Source organism: Flavobacterium coralii, from assembly GCF_019891545.1.
Taxonomy (GTDB): Bacteria; Bacteroidota; Bacteroidia; order Flavobacteriales; family Flavobacteriaceae; genus Flavobacterium; species Flavobacterium coralii.
This window is the reverse complement of record NZ_JAHDIU010000004.1, coordinates 344989-369084: the sequence shown is the minus strand read 5'-3', so window position 1 is coordinate 369084 and position 24096 is coordinate 344989. Positions and strand designations below refer to the sequence as shown.

The window sequence follows — 24096 nt, the reverse complement described above, 5'->3', positions numbered from 1 at the left end:
GGGCAAAATAGTTTTTAAAAAAACATGATTTTGCAGGAACGTAAAAGAATTTTAGTTGCCCCGCTTAACTGGGGGCTGGGGCATGCCACACGCTGCATACCCGTTATCGAAGCTTTGGAAAATCATGGTTTTGAGCCTGTAATAGCATCAGACGGAATTGCACTGGCGCTGCTTAAAAAAGAATTTCCGCACCTTAAAGCCGTAGAGCTTCCGGGCTACCAGATTGAATATGCCAAGAATGGCGCTTTCTTTAAGCTGAAGCTGATAGGGCAGATACCCAAAATGATAAAGGCTGTAAGGCACGAAAATACCCTTGTGCAGCAAATAGTGAAGGAGTATAATATAAGCGGTATAATATCGGACAATCGACTTGGTGTGTTTTGTAAAAAAGTACCCTCTGTATTTATTACGCACCAGCTTAATGTGCTCACTGGCAATACTACCTGGTTTACAAGTAAAATACACCAGCAGTTTATAAAAAAATATAAAGAGTGCTGGGTGCCGGATGTGCAGACAACCCCAAACCTTTCGGGTAAGCTTGGGCATACTGAAAATGAAGGGTTGAAGGTAAAATATATTGGCCCGCTTAGCCGCCTGCATAAAAAGCCGTTGGAAAAGAAATATGACCTTATGGCTATACTATCGGGCCCTGAGCCGCAACGCACCATGCTGGAAGAAAAGTTAAGTACTGAGCTTACCCGTTATAAAGGCAGGGTTATTTTTGTGAAGGGTGTTGTAGAGCAGGAAGAAAAAGTTACTGTGAGGGATAATATTACCTACTATAACTTTATGAACACTGCGGCACTGGAGCAGGCCTTTAACGAAAGCGATAAGGTGCTGTGCCGTTCGGGTTATACTACTATCATGGATTTGGCGCAACTTGGCAAAAAAGCATTTTTTATACCCACACCGGGGCAGTATGAGCAGGAATATCTTGCTTACAAACTAAAGAAAACCGGGCTTGTGCCTTATGCACGCCAAAGCGCCTTTAAGGTTGAAGATCTTGAAAAGATAGATATGTATAAAGGATTGAAGAATTTGGGCAGCGATATGCGCTGGAAGGATTTATTTGGTCTTTTCGAGTGTAAATGAGAACTCTGAGCCTTCACCGAATTTACTTTCAACATAAATTTTTTCGTCGTGGCCTTCTATAATATGCTTAACTATAGCAAGGCCAAGCCCTGAGCCGCCTTCAGAACGGGCCCCGCTTTTATCTACACGATAAAAACGCTCAAAAAGGCGCGGTATGTGCTTTTGGTCTATACCTTCGCCATTATCCTTAACGCGAACAATAACCTTATTGTTCACGAGGTCTTCTATGCTTACTTCGGTAGTACCGTCTTCACGGCCATATTTAATAGAGTTATCTATAAGATTGGTAAGCACCTGCTGCACTTTCTCCCTGTCGGCAAAAACCATTATGGGCTTCAGGTATTTCATGTCGAACATCAGCATGATGCCTTTCCTGTCGGCTTTCATTTCCAGCAGGTCGAAAACGCTTTGTACAACTTCTACAATATTGAACTTAGTGTAAGTAAGGTTGAGGTCTCCAAGCTCAAGCTTAGAAATCATATCCAGGTCCTGCACAATATAAACCAGGCGCTCTACACCTTTTTCGGCACGCTGCAGGTACTTTTTGCGCAGGCTTTTATCGTTCATGGCACCGTCCAGAAGGGTAAGTATATAGCCCTGAACGGTAAAAAGCGGGGTTTTAAGCTCATGCGAAACATTACCCATAAACTCACGGCGGTACTCTTCGCGGACTTTTAGGGTTTCTATTTCAATTTTCTTATCCCTTGCAAATTTTTCAACTTCGCGGGTAAGGGTTGCCATATCGGTAGTGATGGGCTTATTTCTTAATGTGCTGGAGTCGAGCAGCGAAACATCATCATATATTTTTTTAACCCTGCGATAGATAAAGTGCTCTACGCGGTACTGTAGTACAAAGAATGAGAAAAGGAACAATGAAATGGCAAAAGCAATAAGAAAGATGCTGTTTATTTCGGCAAAGAAATGAAGCAGCACCATTAAAAGCACAGTAGAAAAAAATGTAATGTATAGTGCTGATTTAACAGCAAAACGGTATGATTTCTTAAAATTTATTGCCACTTACATTTCGAGCTTATAGCCCACACCCTTAATTGTTTTAAAAAGTTCGTCACCAATTTTTTCGCGCAGTTTCCTTATATGTACATCTATTGTCCTGCCGCCAACAACCACTTCGTTACCCCAAACTTTATCAAGAATTTCTTCCCTTTTAAATACTTTGCCGGGCTTACTTGCCAAAAGGTAAAAAAGTTCAAATTCTTTGCGTGGCAGTACAATTTCGCGGTCATCCATTATAATTTTATACTCTTCGCGGTTAATTTCAATATTACCAACCCTAAGTATATCGCCTTGGTTTTCATCTTCCTTAAGCCTTCTCAATAATGCTTTAACCTTACTTATAAGCAGTTTCGGCTTTATTGGCTTGGCTATATAATCATCAGCTCCGGCATCAAATCCTGCTACCTGAGAGTAGTCTTCGCTGCGTGCGGTAAGGAATGTTATGATAACGTTATTAAGCTCCGGTATCTTCCTTATGTTTTCGCATGCTTCCATGCCATCCATTTCGGGCATCATTACATCCATAATAATAAGGTGCGGAAGCTCTTTCCTTGCCTTGGCGATAGCCTCTTTACCGTTGCCGGCGGTTACCACCTGATACCCTTCCTGTGTTAAGTTATAGCCCACAATTTCAAGGATATCCTGCTCATCATCAACCAGTAAAATCTTAATGTCTTTTTTTTTCATAATGACACTTTGCGTATTGTTTAGCGGTTGTAAAGGTAAAGATAATACAAAAGTAAGAAACGGCTTAACTATAATTTAATCTGTTAACAATTTGGTAATAAATACTAAATCCAAAGGTAACTTTTTGGTAACATAGCATTTGGATGAGTGGGGTTTCTTTGCACCAAAATTTAAACAACACACGATGAAACTTAAATTTCTATTTATCTCCCTGTTTATCTTCACCTTAAGTTTTGCTCAAAACACGGGTACGATAACAGGAACTGTTACCGACAAAGACCTTAATAACGAAACGTTGCCATTTGCGAGCGTTGCTATTAAAGGTACAAACATTGGTGCCAATACTGATGAAAACGGCCAGTACAGCCTTAAAGTGCCTGCAGGCAGCCACACACTTGTATTTGGCTTTTTAGGTTATGAAACTATAGAAATGCCTGTTACCATTGTTGCAGGCGAAACCAAAACGATAAATCAGGCAATGGGTTCTACAAGCGTTCAACTTGAAGATGTTGTTATAGAAAAAACCGTTAACCGCGAAAAAGAGTCGGCACTTTTACTGGAGCAGAAGAACGCGGTGACTATCAAACAAAGCATAGGTGCGCAGGAGATGTCACGTAAGGGTGTGAGTGATGCGGAATCGGCACTTACCAAAGTAAGCGGTATATCTAAACAACAGGGCGAAACAAACGTATTTGTTCGCGGATTGGGCGACCGTTACAACTCTACTACATTAAACGGGCTGCCATTACCATCTGAAAAGCCAAGTACCAAAAATATATCGCTTGACTTCTTTTCTTCTGATGTTATAAAAAACATTGGTGTAAACAAAACTTTCGGCGCCGAGTTGTATGGTGATGTGAGCGGTGCGAACATTGATATTATATCTAAAGAATTTACCGGTGATGACTATATAGAGATAGGAGTAGGAAGCGGCATTAACACGCAAACCGTAAGTAAAGATTTCTTTACTATTGACGGAGGTACTTTTACAGGTTTTACTGACAATAACATACCTGTAGATAACCTTAATGAATATACTTTTGAAAACTCTTTAGACCCTAACATGCAGTCTACACAGCTTAATAGCTCGTTAGGTATTTCGGGAGGTAAAAGGTTCCAGATAGGAGACAATAACCTTAGTATGTTCCTTACAGGGTCTTTTAGCAACGGCTACCTGTACAGGGAAGGAGTTGTGAGGCAGACAGGTAATGAGGGGGCTCTTATACAGGATATGGATTTTGAGCGTTATACCTATAATGTTTCCCAGATAGCTATGGGAAGCTTTAAATACAGGTATAATACTTTTAACACACTTTCTTTTAACACGCTTTATGTGCATGACAATGTACAGGATTTAGGTAACTATTTCGGTTTTAACGGAGCTGACGGACAGGCTACCGACCTTGCTTACCTGAGGAGGCAGCAGGTTAACAACAACAATATATTTGTTAACCAGTTAATTTCTGAAATGCAGCTTAGCGAAAAGATGAACCTTGATATGGGGGTTACTTACAACATCATCCGCTCAAGCGAGCCTGACAGGAGGTCTAACGAATTGCTTTTCCGCGATGGTACCTACAGGCCAAATTCTGACAGTGCCGGTAACCACCAGCGTTATTTTGACGAGATGAAAGAAAATGAGTTAGCAGGAAGGGCTGTTTTCTCATACAGCTTTATGAATGAGCAGGAATCAAAAATCAATTTTGGTTTAAATGCAAGACACTCAATCAGGGAATTTGATGCTACAATATTTACCCACAGATTCTTTAACTCATCGCAATCAATCGACATTAATAATTTTGACGGGCTATTTAACCAGGAGTCTCTGGATAATAACTTATTTAGCCTTCAAACCGAACGTGCTTCTACACAAAATAACCCTTTCGCGTTTGATCCTTTCTGGTATGATGGTTTAAGGAATATATATGCGGGTTATGCTATTTTTAACCATTCATTTACACCCGACTTAATATTATCTGCCGGTGTGAGGTATGAAAATGTTTACCAAAGGGTAGATTATAATACTAACATTGCTACTAATGCAACATTTGGTGACGCAATTATTGACGAGGATTACATATTACCGAGCTTAAACCTTAAGTATTCACTTAATGATAAGAACATACTACGCCTTGCAGGAAGTATGAGTTATACATTGCCACAGTTTATAGAGGTTGCTCCGTTTAAATATCAGGATGTAAGTTTCTCAGTACAAGGTAACAACCAGTTGGTGCCTGCAGAAACCTATAACGTTGACCTGAAATATGAATTTTATCCTTCAAGCGACGAACTTATTGCAGTAACCGCTTTTTACAAAAATATAGATAACCCTGTTAACCGTTCTGAAATTCCTGTAGGGGGCAACACACTTACTTTCTTCAACACAGGAAGCACAGCTACAGTAGCCGGTATAGAACTTGAAACTAAGGTTAATATATATAAGGTAGAAAGTACTGAAACCGGAAAAGAAACACTATTCTCGGGAGGATTAAACATTTCATACCTGCACACTAATCAAAAGCTTGAGGCTACATTGCCGCAATTTACAAAAGATGAAGATGAGCTACAGGGAGCTTCTCCTGTACTTGCAAATGCAGACCTTACATTTTTTAAAGAGGGTGAGAATTATGACCTAACTACATCTGTTGTATTTAATTACTTTAGTGACAGGATATATTCTATAGGTACAAGGGGTTATGAGAATATCATTGAAAAGGGTATACCTACACTTGATTTTATTGCAAAGTCATCTTTAGGAGAACACTTCGGGCTTAGCCTTAAGGCACAAAACCTTCTTAATCCTGACTTCCAGTTAATACGTGAAGCTGGTTCAATAGCTCCTGAAACTATACTTGCAACTTATAAAAGAGGCGTTAACCTTAGCTTAGGATTATCATATAAATTTTAACCATTAGTTAATATTAAGCACACGGTTTGTTTAAATAACAACTGTTGCTTTGCAATCGATAAATAACACAATTTAATTATTTAAAAATGAAAGCAAAATTCTTATCTATGTTAGCTGCTGCAGCTCTTGTATTTGCAAGCTGCTCTAGTGATGACGATTCAAACAACAACAACACAAATCCTGACACTGAGCAAAACCTTGCAGGTAACGTTACACAAGACATGACTCTTGATGCTGATGTAGAGTATACTTTAACAGGTGCGCTTATTGTTAGAAATGGTGCAACCCTTACAATACCTGCCGGAACTACAATCAAAGCTATTGCAGGTGGTACAGGCGTATATGTATTAGTAGAGCGTGGTGGTAAAATTATTGCTGACGGTACTGCTGATGCTCCTATTACCTTCACTTCTGATGCAGCTACTCCTGCTGCTGGTGACTGGGGTGGTGTAATTATTAACGGTAGTGCTCCAATCAGCCGTCAGGATGGTGCAGTTAGCGAAGCTCCAACAGAGATAAACACTGCTATCCTTTTTGGTGGTAACAATGCAACTGACAACTCTGGTATACTTGACTATGTTGTTATAGAATATACTGGTGCAAGGATTGACGATGGTGCTGAGCACAATGGCCTTACACTAAACGGTGTTGGTAGTGGTACAACCCTAAGCAACATCATGATTAAAGCTGGTGATGACGATGCTATCGAATTTTTTGGTGGTACTGTAAATGCTTCTAACATACTTGTTGTAAACTGTACAGATGATATGTTCGACTTTTCTCAGGGTTACACCGGTACTATAACAAATGCTTATGGTGTTCGTGAAGCAGGTTACCTTGCTGTAACTTCTGATCCAAGGGGTATTGAAGCTGACGGTAACCTTGACGGTTTGTCTCCAACTGATATCAACCAGTCTAACTTTACTGTAAATGGTATGACTATAATCAACAATGCAGCTGCTTCAGATGCTACAATGGTTGACGTTATCAAAGTTAGAAGGGGTGCAACTGCTACTATCAATAACTTCTATGCTAAGTTTGGTGCTGGTGTTGTTGTAAGCGACCTTATCGATCTTAGAGATTCAGCTGGTGATGCTAACGATGCTACTACAATCAACTATACTGTAGATTCAAGCCTTGCAGGCGGAGCTGTTAAAAACACTACAGTTGGTGGTGCTACAATTACTGAAGGTACTACTAACACAGGTGCTGACGCTACAGTATTTGGTTGGACAGGTTATTCTTTCTAATCAGTCTGATTGTCATAAAGATATATTAAAAAACATCTGCTCAAAAGGCAGATGTTTTTTTGGTATAATATTTGAAATTATTTTATATATTTACCAAATCAATCATCAGCATGAAGAAAAAATACTTTTATATCACCTTACTACTGTTTTTCCTTTTTACACTTGGTGCTTCAGCCCAGGAAAATAAAGGATCAACAGCTAATGGCGGTGGTTCTCAAACCATCGAAGGGTTAAACATTTATCCTAACCCGGTGAGTGCTGACAGGATATATATTACATCTAAAAACATGCAGTCTAAAGATGTAGAAGTTTATGATGTGCTTGGTAAAAAGATATTACAGGCCAGTATTACAGGCAAAGAACTTAATATTGCATCGCTTACTCCTGGTGTGTATATTATCAAAGTTAAAGAAGGTGATGCTTCAGCAACACGAAAGCTGATAGTTAAGTAGTTGTAATGTTTTTGCCTGAGATTATAAATCACTCTTAATACAATCTTAATTTTAGTTTAAGTTTTTTCCTGCTTTACTTTTTTGTTTTTATATTTGTTTACTGAAAGTAAGAACAATTTAAAATCGAAACAGTATGAAAAAATTTTACTCTTTATCTTTATTATTGGTAGCAGGTTTGTCTTTCGGACAAACATTCGACTCTTTTACAGGAACAGGTACATTAAGTACCAACGGCTGGACAACCCACAGTGGAACTGCTGACCAGCTTGTTATTCTTGAAACAACTTCTGACAATGGCAATAGCTTATCATATACAGGTTTCCCTGCATCTTCAGGTAACAGGATTGCGATAGCTTCAGGGCAGAATGAAGACGTTAATAAACCTCTTGCAGAAGCTGCTACAAGTGTGGTGTATTACTCAGCTTTAGTTAAAGTACAAAATACTGAAGGTTTACATGATAATGCTGCTGTAAGCGGAGATTATTTTTTAAGTGTTACTGAAACAGTAGGCTCAAGCGGTGTTAGTGGCTTATATGGAAGGGTATATATCAAGAAAGGAGCTGGCGATAACACGGTTAACTTTGGTATTCTTAACAGTGGTGGTGGTAGTGCTACTCCCACATACATAAATGTTGAGTATTTAGTTAACACTACTTACCTGATTGTTGTTAAGCATACTTTAGAAAACAATACAGCAAGCATGTGGGTTAACCCTGCATTAGGTCAGGCAGAATTTGCTGCTGATGTTACTAATAATACAGGTACACAAAGTGCTGCTGAAACAATTATGGGATTTGCTATCAGGCAGGGTGGAACTACTACCACAGGTACTGGTAATATAGAAATTGACGAAATAAGGGTTAGCACTGCATGGGAAGATGTAACTCCTGCCGCTACTAACAGCCTCAATCAAAACAACATTGCAGGCTTAAAAGTATATCCTAACCCATTAACAGGTAATGTGCTTAACATTACATCTGATAACAACGCTGATAAAACAGTTGCTGTTTATGATGTATTAGGTAAGCAGGTTTTAACTGCTCAGGTTATTAATGGTACTGTTAACGTGTCTGCGCTAACTTCTGGTGTTTACATTGTTAAAGTTACTGAAGAAGGCAAAACAGCTACTAAAAAACTTGTAGTAAAATAATTTAGATATCTATACTTATAACAAGAGGCTGTCATTTTCATGGCAGCCTTTTTTTATTTGCTATTATAGAGCCTTTTATTCATTACAGTTATAAGTAATTAGCTTTATACCTATAATAAACTATATTCAGCCTGTAGTGATTTTATCCAATAGGATTTATGCTTCAAAATATAGATTTACTTCGTTAGGATAGTATAAGCAGATGATAATAAAAATCCCCTGCTTTGATTTAACAGGGGATTTATCATATTGATCAATCTTTTAGACAGGCTAATTTTTATCTTTTTTGTTGCGATTAAATAGGTCTCTTACGGCCCCTTTAACTTTATCTTCGGCTTGTTTTTTAACCTCTTCTTTAACTTCCTCTTTAGTAGTAGGTATTGTCGCTTTTGTAGTGTCAGAGCTGTTCTTATTGCCGCCGATAAGGTCCTGAAGCTTATTACCAAGTTGCTCTTTTCCTTTGTTTATCAGCTTTTCTTTTTGCTGCTGTAGCAGTTGCTGTGTAAGTGTGGTAACGGTCTTAGAAAGGTCGGTACTTACTTTAGGGTTATTAAAGCTACCGGTAAGTACAGCCGTTACAGGCACCGATATCTTATTCGCTTCTGCGCTGCCTAAAGAATTCAATAGCTTATTGACATCATTACCCAGATACTTTGCAGGAACATCAAAAGTAACATTATAGCTCATGCTCTGGTCAAAACCGTGCTGCCCGCTTACCTGTATCGGAATGTCTTGGTACTTAAAGTCTATTGGCTTAATGTTTACCTTTCCGTCATTAAATGTCATATTAGCTTTTAGGTTGTCCAGCTTTAGCTTGTCAAAATCTATGAATTTCACGTTGCTGTCAAGCGTGCTCAATAACTTCGAGTTATCGGCTTTAACACCTGTATTAAGCAGTTGCCCGGCAAGGCTTCCGGTAAGGGTTTTAAGGTCGGGTGTCATTTCTTTAGGGTCTAAGTTACCCGAAACGCTAATATCCGTATTAAGCCTTCCGGTAATAACCTCCGCTATCGGCGCTATAGATTTTAGCATGGTTATCTGGGTAAAAGCCTGCGGTATATCTACTTTATTAAGGCCTAAATCCATATTGAACACAGGCACTTTTCCCTTGGTAGAAACAGTACCATTAGCAGTAATAAGCCCCTCAAACATATTTGTTTTAAGGTTCTGTATGTTTACAGCTTCATCTTTAATAATCATTTTACCCGAAACATTTTTCATGTTCAGGTTATCATACACTACAGTATTGGCCTGTGCTGCTATAGTACAATCTAAAAAAGCAGGAATTTTTACACTTTCGCCGGTTGTGGCAGCAGGTTTAGTATCGGCTGCCTTTTTAGTTTCAGCAGGTTTTGTTGCAGGTTCAGGTGCCATAAAATCGGAAACAACTAACTTGTCCGACTTCATGCTGAAATTACCTTTAAGCACCTGGTCTTTAAACATGAAACCATAAAAGTTATCCAATGTTCCGCTTAGCGCCATGTCCGAAGCGCCTGTTGTAGCTGTAAACTGGCTAAGGTTTACGCGGCTTGGGTTAAACTGAAGGTCGGCCTTTGCAATTTTAACAGGCTTTGGCAATGCATCACCAGAATAAGTGACACCAGAAATACTGATGCTACCCCTGTTGTCTATCTTTTCATATTCACTTTTCTCTACAGCCTGCATATCAAATTTGGTAGATACATCTGCTCTAAGTATTCCCGTAAGCGGTACATCTACATCTACAGGATAAGCCTGCCCTAAACTGCCCAGGTTTATAGTGCCTTTAAGGTCGGCTGCTACCAAAGCGTTTTCAACGACATTTTTAATGGTAGCCCTGGCATCAAATACATCCCGGTCTATGCGGAATGACAGCTTATCAAGATTGATATATGTATCGTTTAATATACCTGTTTCGTTTATAATTTTAGTATCGATAACAATATCCTGAACTGATTTTGGCAGGTCAGGATATTTGAACGAGGCATTGTTAGAAGCTATGGCAATGTTGAATTTAGGTACGGTAGTATCACTGTACATGCCGTTAACCTTTCCATTTATGGTAAAGTCACCTTCGGTTTTAACCGATTCTATACTTCCGGCATAAGCCTGTGGTATAAGCGCTAAAAAGTTACTGAAGGATGATGTAGGCGTTTTAAAAGTAAGGTCAAAAAGCTGCCCTTCTTCCCTTAGCGCAAGGCTGCCGTCAAACTCAAGCGGCATTTTGTTTATAAATGCCTTATTTTCTTTAAATGTATAAATGCTGTTTTCAAGGTCAAGCCCCAGTACCGCATCCAGTTTCAGTTTCACATTACGCATGTAGTTGGTTTTATCCATATCCAGCGTAAGGTTGGCTGTGGTTTCTGTATCAAGGTCCAGTTTACTTTGCTCAAAGTTGCCGTGCCCCTCATGGTACAGGCTGTCTATCACCATATTGATTTTAGAGCGGGCATCAAAATACCGGAAGCGGAGGTTCTCTACTTTATAGTCTTTCATGTCCAAAGCAAACGGCTTGCTTTCAGAAGATTCATCGGCAGGCTTTTCTTCCTGGTTTTTCAGGGCAATATCAAAATTACCCAAACCGTCTTCATTAAAAAGAATGTTCACAACACCGTCTTTAGTGGCAAGGTATTCAAGGCTCATGGCTTCACCTTCGCTTTTAAAAAGTTCTTTTAAAGACATGCTCAGGTTTACCTCGCCCATATAAACAAGTGTGTCACCTTCAAAAGGGGCCTTGTTGATAACGCTAAGCTTTTCTATCTGCACGCTTGCCATAGGGAAATCGCGGAACAGGCTCAGGCTCACATCTTCAAAAGCTACAGTAGCATCTACCTGCTCGTTAATAGCCTTGGTTACCATCGATTTTATTTTATCCTTAAAAATGAACGGCGCTGCGGCCAACAGAATGATAAGGACCAGCAGTATTATGCCGGTCCACTTTAATATTTTCTTAACCATGGTTCTTATCGTTTGCTATAAATATACAAAGAAAGCTGCAAAGTATATAACGTGTGTTACCTGATGGTTATTTCATAAGGCAGTATAACCTGTGTACCTCTTAATTTACTTACACGCCTTATGCGCTCTATAACCCTGTAATTTTCTTCGCCAATTTCTTCAGCAATAAACTCTTCTCTTGTTTTGGCAAACGGCATGCCGGTAAGCCCGGCAAACAGGTCTTCAAGGTTTCTTTCATATTCAGGGTAATTTTTGGTGGTGTAGCTGGTGGTTTTGCCCAGCTTTGCTGCATAGGCTATAGCATCGTCAAGTCCGCCAAGCTCATCTGCAAGGCCAATCTTAACCGCATCAGTACCCGACCATACGCGGCCCTGGCCCATGGCATCTACCTGCTCTTTTGTCATTTTCCTGCCGTTGGCAACGCGGGTAATAAAAGTATCATAAACGCTTTCCACGCTTTGCTGTATTACCTCGCGGGTATCTTCTTCAAGCGGGGTAAAAAGGCTGTAGCCCGATGAATGTTTATGCGTGTTTACCTGCTCAGTATGGATGCCTATGTTTTTGCTTAGCTGAGTAAAGTTTGGCAGAACCCCAAACACACCAATAGAGCCTGTAATGGTGGTTGGTTCAGTAAAAATCCTGTTGGCATTGCACGAAATATAATAACCGCCCGATGCTGCAAGATTACCCATAGAAACCACAACAGGCTTCTTTTTCTTGGCAAGCTCAATATCCCTCCATATCAGTTCAGAGGCCAGTGCGCTGCCCCCCGGAGAATCTACACGGAGTACGATAGCTTTTACATTTTCATCGTCAGCAGCAGTCTTTAGCGCCTCGCGCATGGCTATTTCGCCAATGTTGTTTATCCCGCCTTCGCCGCCTGTAATTTCACCCTGTGCATATACAACCGCAATTACATCATCTGCACCGCTAAGTAAATCGCTGAATTTGTTTGCTTCGGCATAATCAAGGATGTCAACAGTATTAATTTCTTCGTCCTTTTTGATTTTCAAAGCCTTGCGAATCCCGTCATGAAATTGGTCTATATAACCAATTTTATCTACCAGGCCACGCTCTTTTGCCATTTCAGGCGTGCGCGCAGAAAGGTTATTGGCTATACTGTTAAGGCTGTCAGCCGGTATTTTACGGCTTTCAGCTATATCTGTTACCACGCTGTTCCACATAGAGTTAAGCAATGTGGTAAGCTGCTCGCGGTTTTCCGGACTCATTTCATTACTTAAATACGGTTCTACCGCAGCCTTAAATTTACCGTGACGGATTACTTCCATCTTTATGCCCGTCTTTTCCTGCAGGTCTTTAAAGAACATCACCTCACTGGATAGCCCTTTAAACTCGAGCTCCGCAACAGGGTTCATATAAATCGTATCCGCAACAGAGCTAAGGTAGTAGTCAGCTTGTGTGTACGTATCAGAATAGGCCACTATAAATTTCCCTGACTTCTTAAACTCAACCAGCCTGTCCCGTAGTGCCTTGTTTTGAGCCATGCCCAGCATGCTGTAGCTGTTGGTTATGGTAATGCCCTTTATTTTATCGTCTTTTTTAGCGGCGTCTATGGCTTTAAGCACATCGGTAAAACCGTCTGTTCGCTCCTCGTTAAGAAAAGCAAACTCATCGCTGTAAAAGATACCCGCATAGTCCTGGCTTACTTTGCTTATATCCAGCTCTATTACCGAATTTTCTTTTACCTGGACAACATCCTTATCGCCGCCACCGGCTGCAATGCCTATAATAATGAGTACAAAAAACATTATTACGCAAAACATAAATAGCCCCACTATGGTGGAAAGTACATTCTTTAAAAACTGCATCTTGTTTTAAATTATAATTTTACTATATGTAGCAAAAGTAAGTATTATGTTACATTGCAATTAAACTATAACTATATTACAGGATTTTAAAATTTATCAACACTACGGTTTGCCGGTGCAGGTTTACCAATTGTTTTTAGTTATTTTGCATTCTTATGCAATTTCAAAACCGTGTAATATTATCATTAGGCAGCAATATAGGCAACAGGCAGGGTAACCTCGAAGCCTGTATAGCGTATATACATCACCATATCGCTACTGTGGTAAGTGTCTCTGCTGTTTATGAAACTCCTGCCTGGGGCTTTAACGGAGACGACTTTTACAACTGCTGCATTGTCGTCCATACCCAAAAAACGGCTGAGGATTTACTAGCAGCATTACTTGAAGCAGAAAATAATGCGGGCCGTGTGCGACAGGAGGGGAGTGGCTACTCCTCACGGACAATTGATATTGATATAATTGCTTTTAATGATGAGGTTTTTCAAACTGATACCTTGCAGGTGCCACATCCGCGTATGCAGGGGCGTAGTTTTGTGCTTTACCCGCTAAAAGATGTTGCGCCGCTGTGGGAGCACCCTGTATCGGGTTTAACAATAACGCAGCTCATAGGCGCATCGACTGACGAAAGCCCTATAAATAAAGTGGGCTCTTTAGCGCTTCCGCTGAAGAAATACAGCCTTTCTGCCATGAACTACCTGGCTATAGAGGGCAATATAGGTGCCGGCAAAACAACCCTTTCGGGTAAAATAGCAGAAGACTTTAATGCAAAACTTGTATTAGAACGTTTTGCAGATAACCCTTTCCTTCCCAAATTTTATAAAGACCAGCAGCGTTATGCCTTTTCACTGGAAATGGCTTTTCTGGCCGACCGCTACCATCAGTTATCGGATGATTTGGCGCAGTTTGACCTTTTCAGGGATTTTATTGTAGCCGATTACCATATTTTTAAATCGCTCATTTTTTCTAAAGTCACTCTTAACGAAGATGAATACCGCTTGTACCGCAAGCTGTTTGATATTATTTATAAAGAAATGCCTAAGCCCGACCTGTATGTTTACCTGTACCAGAATACCGAAAGGCTGTTGCAGCATATTAAAAAAAGAGGACGTGCTTATGAACAGGACATCCAGCCGGAGTATCTGGAGAAAATAAATCGCGGCTACCTTGATTATATAAAATCGCAACCGGGGCTAAATGTTTTATTGATAGATGTTTCCAATCGTGATTTTGTAAATGATCAGGGAGATTATATCTGGATACTCGATAAGATACAGGAACAACTCGGTTAGCAATGGTACGCTTTAAATACATCCTCTTCGATTTTGACGGTACTGTTGCCGACAGTAAATCGGTAGTGTTTTCTGTTTATAATGAACTTGCGGCACGCAGGAGTTACACCAAAATAGAAGCGCATAATATAGAAAAGCTGCGAAGCCTCAGCATAAGAAGCCGTTGCCGCGAGTTAAATGTGCCTGTTTATAAAATACCTTTTATTGCTGCCTATGTTATACAGCAGTATGGCAAGTCGCTTCACCACCTTACCTTTAATCCCGGTATTGAAGATTTATTAGGGAATCTGGCTAAAGAAGAAATGCCCTATGCGATACTCTCAACTAACGCAGCGCGAAACATCAGCGGATTTTTTCAATTACAAAATGTACCCTGTCCTGAAATATACACCAGCAGTAAGGTTTTTGGCAAGCACCGGCTGATGAAAAAATTCCTGAAGCAAAAAAAGCTCCGGCCCGATGAGGTACTGTATGTAGGCGATGAACTACGCGATATTATAGCCTGCCGTAAATGCGGCATACCTATAGCATGGGCAGCATGGGGCTATGATGCGCCGGAAGTATTAACAGCAACTCCGCCTGATTATGTTCTGAATACACCGCAGGATTTACTGCAAATCATCTGAAAACTATCTTAAAAGGCTTACATGCCCCCTTATTTCAGGCGAGAACCTGTCGAGTTGTATTACATACCAGTAATCTGTTGCGGGTAATTTGTTTCCGTTAAAGGTACCATCCCAAAATCGGTTACTGCGGTTCAGCCTTGTTATCAGCTTGCCGTAGCGATCAAAAACCGTAACGGTGGCATCAGGATAATTTTCCATACCTGCTATGCTGAAAACATCATTTACCGAATCGTTATTTGGTGTAAAGAACGGCTGTACCAGCAACACGGTAAAGTTGCGTGTGTCAACACCACAACCATTCAACGAACGCGCAAATGCTATGTATGTGCCCTGTCTTAGTCCCCTGAAAACCGGAGAAGCCTGGTAGTCAATCCCGTCTAAAGAATATTCATAAGCCTGGCTGTTGTCCTGCATTATAATGGTGGCATCATCTATATTATTTACCTGTACGGTTGTAATTTGCGGTGCGGTCAATGTGGTTGCCGTAAATGTTTGAGTGTCGGTACATCCATTGGCATTTGTTAGTGTAACCGTATAAACGCCTGCTTCGGTTATATCAATACTTGAAGTAGTTTCCCCGGTTGACCATAAGTAGGTTACAGGTTCTGTAATTTCGGCATTAAGTTCATAGCTGCTTTTTTCGCAAAACGTAACATTTTCATCAGGTAGTGCTTCGGGTAGCGGCACAACAGTTACACTTACTGCCTGTCGCGTTAATGAAGTACAGTCGTTGCTTTCTGCTTCAGCATAATAAACAGTATCTTCCGTTAGCGGCGGTGTGGTAAAAAATTCACCTGTGCCTACAGGTGTTCCGCCTGTTGCTTCGGTGTACCAGTTAATTGTACCCGCAGATGGTGTAGCTTCTAACTGTGCGCTGCTGCCAATGCAGGCAGTAGCATCACTGTCTGCTGATACCGTCGGCCTTTGTGCCACCACAACCGAAACTGGTGTGCGGGTATCGCTCACACATCCTTCGGGAGATACTGCTTCTGCATAAAAAACAGTGTCAGTATTTAAAAAAAGTGTAGTATAGCTGTTTCCTGTAGCAAGCGGGCTTCCGCCTGTTTCGGAATCATACCAGTTAACGGTAGCATTAGGGTTATCAGTAGTAACTTCAAGTGTGGCGCTGCCTTCTTCACATATATAAAATACGGGTTGTGTAGCATTGATAACAACATCGGGGTTAATGGTTATGGTAACAGGTGTGCGTGTAGGTGATACACAACCCTCCGGAGTTACAGCTTCTGCATAAAAAGTGGTTGTCTGGTTAACATGCGGACTTATGATGGTTGTGCCTTCACCAATAAGCGTACCTCCCGAGTCTGCGGTAAACCATCTTATTGCTCCGCTGCTGGCGGTAGCAGTAAGGCTTGCCGTGCCCGGCCCGCACAATACGGGACTGTTGTTTGATGTTACCGATGGCAACGGGCTTACAGTTACCGTTACAGGAGTGCGCTGTGCCGAGACGCAGCCGTTTGTTGTAACGGCTTCGGCATAAAATGTTGTTGTAGCGCTTATAGTTGGGCTTGTAATACTGTTGCCCGTGCCAATAGCAGTGCCGCCTGTAGCGGTATTATACCAGCTTACAGTACCTGCAGATGGTGTAGCCTGCAATTGTGCAGTACCGCTTCCGCAGATAGTCTGTGGGTTGTTTGCTGTTAGTGTCGGTAATGGGTTTATGGTAGCTATCACAGGGGTGCGAGGCCCTGTAGCGCAGTCGGCACCATAAGCAGAGGCGTAGTAAGTAGTGCTGCTTGTTATGGCAGGTGTTGTAAAGCTTGAGCCTGTAGAAACAGGGGTTCCGCCTGTAGCACTCGTGTACCAGCGCACAATCCCGCCCGAAACGGTTGCCTGTAATGTAACAGGGCCGCTGCCGCAGGCCTGCCCCGGTGTTGTGCCTGTAATGGCTACTACCTGCATGGTTGTTGTTGCCGAAATTTGCAGCGGCTGGTCGCCGGGCATGCCGCCATACTCTACGATATAGCCCTGTGGCACATAAGGCCCGCCACTGCCGTTTACCGGCAGGTCGTTCCAAGAGCCGGGTATGCCTACGCCGGGTGCTGTTATGTGCGCATAATCTTCATCGCCTGCATTGTTGGGTTCGCCTGTATTCCAAAAGGCATAATTAGGCGTACTGCCGTTAATGCCCCCATTCCAGAATACAGTTCCCGCTTCTGGGCCTGTAACCCAACGCCATACTCCCTCCGTTTGAGAATCGGTGCCGCCTATCCAGCCTGTGCCAAGAGCCTGTTCGCCAATAAGCTGTGCTTCGTCTGCCGAAAGTATTGTTGCAAGATAGCCCTGCCAGCCATAATACGTGCTTGCTTCGGCTGCATCCCTTGCGGCATTCCAGTTAATGCCCTGGCTGGGTACATATAAGTAATAATGCCCGGTAGATTCAAGGTAATTAGCCTGGCCCACAGTTATCGAAAAAGTTCGCGTTCCTGTGGTGGGGTTAGTCGCGGTATTGGTGTAAATAACATTCTGAACCGCGTTTATAAGATTGGCATACAAAACATCCTGCCCGTTGGTTGCCGATATGGTGAGCTTACCTTCAGCTGCGCTCCATGATGCGGTAAGCCCGGGCAGTGTCCCGTTTAGTGAAAGCACGTCTTCAGTATTCTGGTAGCCCGAAGAGATCTGGATATAAATAGCCTCAAGCCCTGTATCGTCAGGATCGGTAATATTAAATGCGGTGGTTATAAAATTAGTGCTTCCGGGGCAGTACACCTGGTTGCCTGTAGCTGTAAGCACAGGAGGCTGGTTGTTTTGTGCCATTGCCGTAAATGGTAAAAGCAGGGCAACAAGTAATCCGGCAAAAAGCAGCTTAAAACAAAAAGTGGTATTATCAGGGTAAATAAAGTTCATTTTATAAAAATAGCAAGTTAAGGCTGCATATCAGCCTGTGTATAGTTTTTTTGAAAGATATCCCATACAACTATGCCTGCACTAACTGAAATGTTGAGGGAATGTTTAGTTCCAAGCTGGGGTATTTCTATCGCTCCGTTGCAAAGCTGTATAGCTTCCTGCCGTACTCCTTTAACTTCGTTGCCGAATATAACAGCATATTTCCTGTTGCTTTTCGGTACAAATCCATTAAGGTAAACCGCGGTATCCACCTGCTCTATAGCCCATACCTCGGTGCCGTTATCGCGGAGTTCTTTTATCAGTTCCACCACATCGTTGCGGTATTCCCAGGCAACAGTTTCGGTAGCGCCAAGCGCTGTTTTGTTTATTTCTTTGTTTGGCGGTGTGGCGCTTATGCCGCACAGGTAAACCTTTTCTACCAGAAAGGCATCGGCGGTACGGAACACAGAGCCGATGTTATGCAGGCTGCGTATGTCATCCAGTATAATGATGAGCGGTGTTTTTTCGGCCTGCTTAAAATCTTCAATGCTTTTTCTTCCCAGTTCGCTGTTTTCCAGTTTTCTCATTTATAAATTGCATAAAAAGCAAATGTAAGCATTATTGCTGTTTACTTATCCACCACTTACCAACATAGCTGTTTAGTTTTTGGTATTTTGATTAAATTCGCCTTTTGGTTAATTAAAAAGCAGATACCCTTGGCAACTAAAGATAAAAGCGCAAAAGAAACTCCTTTAATGAAGCAGTACAACAGCATTAAGGCTAAATATCCTGATGCCTGCCTGCTGTTTCGCGTGGGCGATTTTTATGAAACTTTTGGTGAAGATGCTATAAGGGCGGCGGGCATACTGGGCATAGTGCTTACCAAACGCGGCAACGGCAGCGAAACCGAAACAGCGCTTGCGGGGTTTCCGCACCACTCGCTTAATACCTATTTGCCAAAGCTGGTAAAGGCGGGGCTACGTGTTGCTATCTGCGACCAGCTTGAAGACCCTAAAATGACCAAGACCATTGTTAAGCGCGGGGTAACCGAACTGGTAACGCCCGGTGTATCGCTTAATGATGAGGTGCTGCAATCCAAATCAAATAATTTTTTAGCATCGGTATATTTCGGGCGTAAAACTTTAGGGATTTCTTTCCTGGATGTTTCTACCGGCGAGTTTTTAACCGCACAGGGCAATGAGGAGTATATAGATAAACTCCTGCAAAACTTCAGCCCAAGCGAATTACTCGTGCCAAAAGCCGAAAAGAACAACTTCCGTGACACCTTTGGCGACGATTACCACGTTTTTTACCTTGAGGACTGGGTATATAAAGAAGATTATGCTTTTGAAAGCCTTACCACCCATTTCGGGACCAATTCGCTCAAAGGCTTTGGTGTAGATGAACTGCCGGAAGGTGTAATAGCTTCGGGAGCCGTACTCTATTATCTTGGCGAAACCCAGCACAACAAAGTGCAGCACATAACCGCCATTCAGCGCATAGCGGAAGATGCCTATGTTTGGATGGACCGTTTTACCATCCGCAACCTGGAGCTGTACCAAAGCAATAACCCTAATGCCGTAACCCTGCTTGATGTTATAGACCGTACGCTTTCGCCTATGGGCGGCAGGCTCTTAAAGCGCTGGCTGGCACTTCCGCTTAAGGATGCCCACAAAATACGTTCACGCCACCAGGTAGTATCGTATTTGACAGAAAATAAAAATGTGCTGCAAAAAATACAGCAGCAGGTAAAGCAGATAAGCGACCTTGAGCGGCTTATCTCTAAAATCGCCACGGGCAAGGTTAGTCCGCGTGAGGTAATTTACCTTAAAGACTCCCTTGATGCCATTGTGCCAGTTAAGCACCTGGCACTTGAGAGTAAGAACGATGCATTAAAAGCTATCGGCGACAGCCTGCACGGCTGCGACCTGCTTCGTGAAAAAATTAAGGAAACGCTTAACCCCGATGCGCCCGTAAGCATAGCAAAAGGTAATGCCATTGCCAAAGGTATAAGCGATGAGCTTGACGAACTGCGCCGTATAGCTTATAGCGGGAAAGAATTTCTTGATGGTATAGAAAAACGGGAAGCAGAGCGCACAGGTATTACATCGCTTAAAATAGCATTTAATAATGTTTTTGGTTATTATATAGAAGTACGCAACACGCATAAAGATAAAGTGCCTGCAGAGTGGATTCGTAAACAGACTCTTGTGAACGCAGAACGTTACATTACGGAAGAGCTGAAAGAGTATGAAACAAAAATACTGGGTGCCGAAGAAAAGATACAGCAGATAGAAACGCGCCTGTTTGAACAGCTTGTGGTATGGATAGGCACCTATATCAAGCCGGTTCAGCTTAATGCGGGGCTAATTGCGCAGGTAGACTGCCTGGCATCTTTTGCACAACTGGCACTGGATAATAAATACATCTGCCCGGAAATTGATGACAGTTTTGAGCTGGAAATTAAAGATGGGCGACACCCCGTGATAGAAAAGCAACTGCCCGTTGGCACGCCATACATTACCAACGATGTATACCTTGACAGAGAGCAGCAGCAAATTATTATGATAACCGGGCCCAACATGTCGGGTAAGTCGGCAATATTAAGGCAAACGGCGCTTATTGTACTGCTGGCGCAGATGGGCAGCTTTGTGCCTGCCGGTAGCGTTCGCATGGGCGTGGTAGATAAAATCTTTACCAGGGTAGGGGCAAGCGACAATATTTCTATGGGCGAATCTACTTTTATGGTAGAGATGAACGAAACAGCCAGCATCCTTAACAATATATCCGACCGCAGCCTGATATTGCTTGACGAGATTGGGCGCGGTACCAGCACTTATGACGGTATATCTATAGCCTGGGCCATTGCCGAATTCCTGCACGAGCACCCGGCACAGCCCAAAACGCTTTTTGCCACGCATTACCACGAGCTCAACGATATGCAGGATATATTTGCCCGCATACAGAATTATAATGTTTCTGTAAAAGAATTAAAAGATACGGTGCTGTTTATACGCAAGCTTGTAAAAGGCGGCTCTGCGCACAGCTTTGGTATTCATGTGGCCAAGATGGCGGGTATGCCGCAAACCGTTGTTCAGAAAGCCCAAAAAATGCTTAAAAAGCTGGAAAAAGACCACAGCGGCGAAGCGCTTGCCAATATAAAGGCATCGGCTAAAGAAGAAATGCAGCTTAGCTTTTTTAATCTTGACGACCCGCTACTGGAAGAAATTAAAGAAGAAATAATCAATATTGACATTAACACCCTTACCCCTGTAGAGGCTTTAATGAAGCTTAACGAGATTAAGCGGATGCTGGCGCGGTAGGCAGGGTTATACGGGCGAAAAAAAAGTTTATTTTTAAGGATAACGTTATCAATTGGTTATGTTTTTTGATGAATTTTTTTTCGAAAAACACTTGCAAAAATAAAATTATGTGCTACATTTGCACTCGCAATACTGAACCAAACAGCGGTAATTGATATAATGCGAAAATAGCTCAGTTGGTAGAGCGCCACCTTGCCAAGGTGGAGGTCGCGGGTTCGAATCCCGTTTTTCGCTCAACACTACCTAATTAAGCTCGAGTGGTGGAATTGGTAGACACGCTGGACTTAAAATCCAGTGGGCAGTAATGCCCGTGCGGGTTCAAGTCCCGCCTTGAGTACAAACTATAGTCCCTGACAGCAATGTCAGGGTTTTTTTGTTTTACTTAAAAGGCAAATGTGAAATGACTATTTTGGTGTTCAAGTTTTCGTAGTTTTGCTTAAGGTAGTAATTAAATGTAGAGGCCCATTCTTCGGCTTTTTCTATTTTAGGCCCTAATGTTATCTGGTGTAATGCCGGGCGTATGTCAACCAATTCAATAAATACTTTGGGTGTTTCATCATCAATGCCTTTTGCAAAGCCAACACCATCAATTATCAGGCGTACTTCATGTTCAAACAAATAATCGGCACTTTTAAATAAATAGGCTATTTCATTAAGTTTTTCTGTAATGATTATTTTGTCTTCGGGCTTAACCTTTTTTATTTCTTCTGATAATTCTGACATCAGTTCGTTTAATTGTTTTGCAGTTTTAGTGCTAACGCCCGGTATCAAAAAATGAGTTTTTTTGTTTTTCTTCTCCAAATATGCTACCCTGTAAAAAGTGAAGTCATCATTTGTTAATGAGTTTTCCGCTGTGTTATTGGCTTTTATAGATTTTTTTATTGCGTCAACAAACTTCTCCCTGTCTATAGTAAGTGCGCAACCCTTTGCTTCTGTGCCGCTTTCCTTTCCATACATACGCCATAGGGTAAGGTCATCATGTTTGGTTTTAGGTACAAAACTCCCAATAAAAGGTTTTTCGGTAAAAGGTTCTGCTATTGTCTTGTCGTTTGTTGTTTCAGTAATGTGGAAGTCGGTTAAAAAATCAAATAACGCCCTTCCTTCCGATGTATCATTTAAAAATGCGCCTTCCGAAATCCTAAATGTACTGCCTGTTTTAAGAATTAATATTTTTGCGGTGGATAGGGAAGTGTAGTGAGTTATGCAATCTTCTTCAAAAATTAAGGCTTCTTTTATTTTATCAACAATATTGGTTATGTCATCATAATCAGGACTTTTAATTTTTCGCTCCAGTTCTTGAATGTTTGCTTTTGCCTGTTTTGTCCAGTAATCGTTTTCTTCAAGGGTTAAGTCTAAATATATTTGATAATTTTTAATAGCTTCATTGAGTTCTCCTTTATCGCTAAAAGCAATTCCTCTATTATAATAAGCCGTCGCATATTTAGAATCAATTTCAATAATTTTGGTGTAATCTTCTATGGCTTTATCCAGTTCCCCTTTTTTATACCAAGCATTTCCTCTATTATAATAAGCGTATGCATGTTTAGGATTTATCCCAATAGCTTTGGTGTAATCTTCTATGGTCTTATCCAGTTCCCCTAATTCATCCCAAACAACTCCTCTATTATAATAAGCGTCTTCATATTTAGGATTTATCCTAATAGCTTTGGTGTAATCTTCTATAGCTTTATTAAATTCATTTTTTTCATGACAAATATATCCTCTAACATGATAAGCCAAATATGATTGTCCATCAAGTTCAATTGCCTTATTAGCATTTTCTAATGCATTATCAAAACTATTTAATCCGTTATAGGCTCTCCCTCTCCAAGCATAAAGTTCTGCACTATTATGTTCAGCTAATAATTCATCAGGTAGAAGGTCAATTATTTCCTGATATTTTTTCTCTTTAAAAAGCTGCTCTGCTTTTTTTATAAGCTCTTTGGTAGTCATAATTTGGTCAGTTGGTCGGGCTAATATAATTATAAAATTAACATAAAATAAAAAAGCCCCGCATAGCGGAGCTTTAAATATTTAAGGCTTATTCTCTACCTGCTTAACAATTTAAACCCTATCTCCCTGCCTTGCCCCTGAAACATGGCAAGGTTAATCCAGAACCAGGCAAATTGTTCCATAAGGAGGAATTTATCGTTTCCGCCAACATCATAGCATTTGCCAAACCCGGCATCAATGGCTAACTGTGTTGCCGCTTCTTTGCCCTTAGTGCTGTTGCCGCTTCTTTGCCCTTAGTGCTGTTGCCGCAAACAAACATATCAATCTGCATATCATCATAAACAGTATCGGCCATATTGTTATAGCCTGTAGTGTTAAAGCACTTAACAACATCTTCTGTTTGTGTGTTCGCTAATATAGCATCTGATGTATTGGTAAACCCTTCCGGGCCTTTGTTCATAATGATATTCATGGCATCTATAATTATTTTACCGGTGGTGTCGCCCAGTGCCTTAACAGCTTCTATGGTGTTAGCAGCGGGTACTGCCAGTAAAATTATATCCGATTTTTGTACTGCTTCGTCAATGCTTAGTGCCTTAATATTTTCATGAGCTACTATCGCGTTTCCTTTAAAGCCTCCCATATCCCTTACACCTAAACAAATTGTGTGGCCTTTGCCTGCCCATTTTTGTGCCAGAGCACCGCCCACGTTTCCTGTTCCTATTACTGCTATATTCAT

16 protein-coding genes and 2 tRNA genes are annotated in these 24096 nt (G+C 41.4%); 10 read left to right on the top strand and 8 right to left on the bottom strand.

Annotation, left to right across the window (positions count from 1 at the left end; all coding sequences use genetic code 11):
- Positions 1 to 24: 24 nt before the first annotated feature.
- On the top strand, positions 25 to 1092 hold the full coding sequence (locus tag KJK34_RS09055) for a glycosyltransferase (RefSeq protein WP_223053535.1): 1068 nt from the start codon (positions 25 to 27) through the stop codon (positions 1090 to 1092).
- Here the strand turns inward: KJK34_RS09055 and KJK34_RS09050 are convergent.
- Positions 1066 to 2109 (bottom strand): sensor histidine kinase, encoded by a 1044-nt coding sequence (locus KJK34_RS09050; protein ID WP_223053534.1) that lies wholly within the window; start codon positions 2107 to 2109, stop codon positions 1066 to 1068. The genes KJK34_RS09055 and KJK34_RS09050 overlap by 27 nt on opposite strands.
- A complete protein-coding gene (locus KJK34_RS09045) occupies positions 2110 to 2793 on the bottom strand; it encodes a response regulator transcription factor (protein ID WP_223053533.1) in 684 nt (227 codons plus the stop codon). It lies immediately after the preceding gene.
- A 184-nt stretch (positions 2794 to 2977) separates the two neighbouring features.
- On the opposite strand from KJK34_RS09045, the gene KJK34_RS09040 reads away from it, so the two are divergent.
- The 4 genes from KJK34_RS09040 to KJK34_RS09025 all read left to right on the top strand — a co-directional run bounded on the left by KJK34_RS09040 (position 2978) and on the right by KJK34_RS09025 (position 8553).
- Positions 2978 to 5701 (top strand): TonB-dependent receptor, encoded by a 2724-nt coding sequence (locus KJK34_RS09040; protein WP_223053532.1) that lies wholly within the window; start codon positions 2978 to 2980, stop codon positions 5699 to 5701.
- Positions 5702 to 5787: 86 nt separating this feature from the next.
- On the top strand, positions 5788 to 6951 hold the full coding sequence (locus KJK34_RS09035; RefSeq protein ID WP_223053531.1) for a beta-helix domain-containing protein: 1164 nt from the start codon (positions 5788 to 5790) through the stop codon (positions 6949 to 6951).
- 110 nt (positions 6952 to 7061) lie between these two features.
- On the top strand, positions 7062 to 7403 hold the full coding sequence (locus KJK34_RS09030; protein WP_223053530.1) for a T9SS type A sorting domain-containing protein: 342 nt from the start codon (positions 7062 to 7064) through the stop codon (positions 7401 to 7403).
- 133 nt (positions 7404 to 7536) lie between these two features.
- On the top strand, positions 7537 to 8553 hold the full coding sequence (locus KJK34_RS09025; RefSeq protein ID WP_223053529.1) for a T9SS type A sorting domain-containing protein: 1017 nt from the start codon (positions 7537 to 7539) through the stop codon (positions 8551 to 8553).
- Positions 8554 to 8823: 270 nt separating this feature from the next.
- On the opposite strand, the gene KJK34_RS09020 is transcribed toward KJK34_RS09025, so the two are convergent.
- Positions 8824 to 11490 carry an AsmA-like C-terminal region-containing protein gene (locus tag KJK34_RS09020; RefSeq protein WP_223053528.1) on the bottom strand — a complete coding sequence of 889 codons (2667 nt, stop codon included), beginning with the start codon at positions 11488 to 11490 and terminating at the stop codon, positions 8824 to 8826.
- Between the two features lie 56 nt (positions 11491 to 11546).
- Positions 11547 to 13319, bottom strand: coding sequence for a signal peptide peptidase SppA (gene sppA, locus KJK34_RS09015; RefSeq protein WP_223053527.1), 1773 nt, complete (start codon positions 13317 to 13319; stop codon positions 11547 to 11549).
- Positions 13320 to 13474: 155 nt separating this feature from the next.
- Here sppA and folK point away from each other — a divergent pair, with 155 nt between their 5' ends.
- A complete protein-coding gene (folK, locus tag KJK34_RS09010) occupies positions 13475 to 14608 on the top strand; it encodes a 2-amino-4-hydroxy-6-hydroxymethyldihydropteridine diphosphokinase (RefSeq protein ID WP_223053526.1) in 1134 nt (377 codons plus the stop codon).
- Positions 14609 to 14610: 2 nt separating this feature from the next.
- Positions 14611 to 15234 (top strand): HAD hydrolase-like protein, encoded by a 624-nt coding sequence (locus KJK34_RS09005; protein WP_223053525.1) that lies wholly within the window; start codon positions 14611 to 14613, stop codon positions 15232 to 15234.
- 3 nt (positions 15235 to 15237) lie between these two features.
- Here KJK34_RS09005 and KJK34_RS09000 read toward each other — a convergent pair whose 3' ends face one another.
- A complete protein-coding gene (locus KJK34_RS09000) occupies positions 15238 to 18102 on the bottom strand; it encodes an Ig-like domain-containing protein (protein ID WP_223053524.1) in 2865 nt (954 codons plus the stop codon).
- 17 nt (positions 18103 to 18119) lie between these two features.
- Positions 18120 to 18668, bottom strand: coding sequence for an RNA methyltransferase (locus tag KJK34_RS08995; RefSeq protein WP_223053523.1), 549 nt, complete (start codon positions 18666 to 18668; stop codon positions 18120 to 18122).
- A gap of 129 nt (positions 18669 to 18797) precedes the next feature.
- Here KJK34_RS08995 and mutS point away from each other — a divergent pair, with 129 nt between their 5' ends.
- The 3 genes from mutS (at position 18798) to KJK34_RS08980 (ending at position 21741) form a co-directional block, all read left to right on the top strand.
- The gene (gene mutS / locus KJK34_RS08990; RefSeq protein ID WP_223053522.1) at positions 18798 to 21404 is read left to right on the top strand and encodes a DNA mismatch repair protein MutS; all 2607 of its coding nucleotides are present in this window, start codon (positions 18798 to 18800) and stop codon (positions 21402 to 21404) included.
- 161 nt (positions 21405 to 21565) lie between these two features.
- Positions 21566 to 21638, top strand: a tRNA-Gly gene (locus KJK34_RS08985).
- A 17-nt stretch (positions 21639 to 21655) separates the two neighbouring features.
- Positions 21656 to 21741 (top strand) — tRNA-Leu (locus tag KJK34_RS08980).
- A 41-nt stretch (positions 21742 to 21782) separates the two neighbouring features.
- Here KJK34_RS08980 and KJK34_RS08975 read toward each other — a convergent pair.
- Both KJK34_RS08975 and KJK34_RS08970 read right to left on the bottom strand, forming a co-directional pair.
- Entirely contained in the window at positions 21783 to 23357 is a 1575-nt protein-coding gene (locus KJK34_RS08975; RefSeq protein ID WP_223053521.1) for a tetratricopeptide repeat protein, read from the bottom strand.
- A gap of 241 nt (positions 23358 to 23598) precedes the next feature.
- Positions 23599 to 24096 carry an NADPH-dependent F420 reductase gene (locus tag KJK34_RS08970; protein WP_223053520.1) on the bottom strand — a complete coding sequence of 166 codons (498 nt, stop codon included), beginning with the start codon at positions 24094 to 24096 and terminating at the stop codon, positions 23599 to 23601.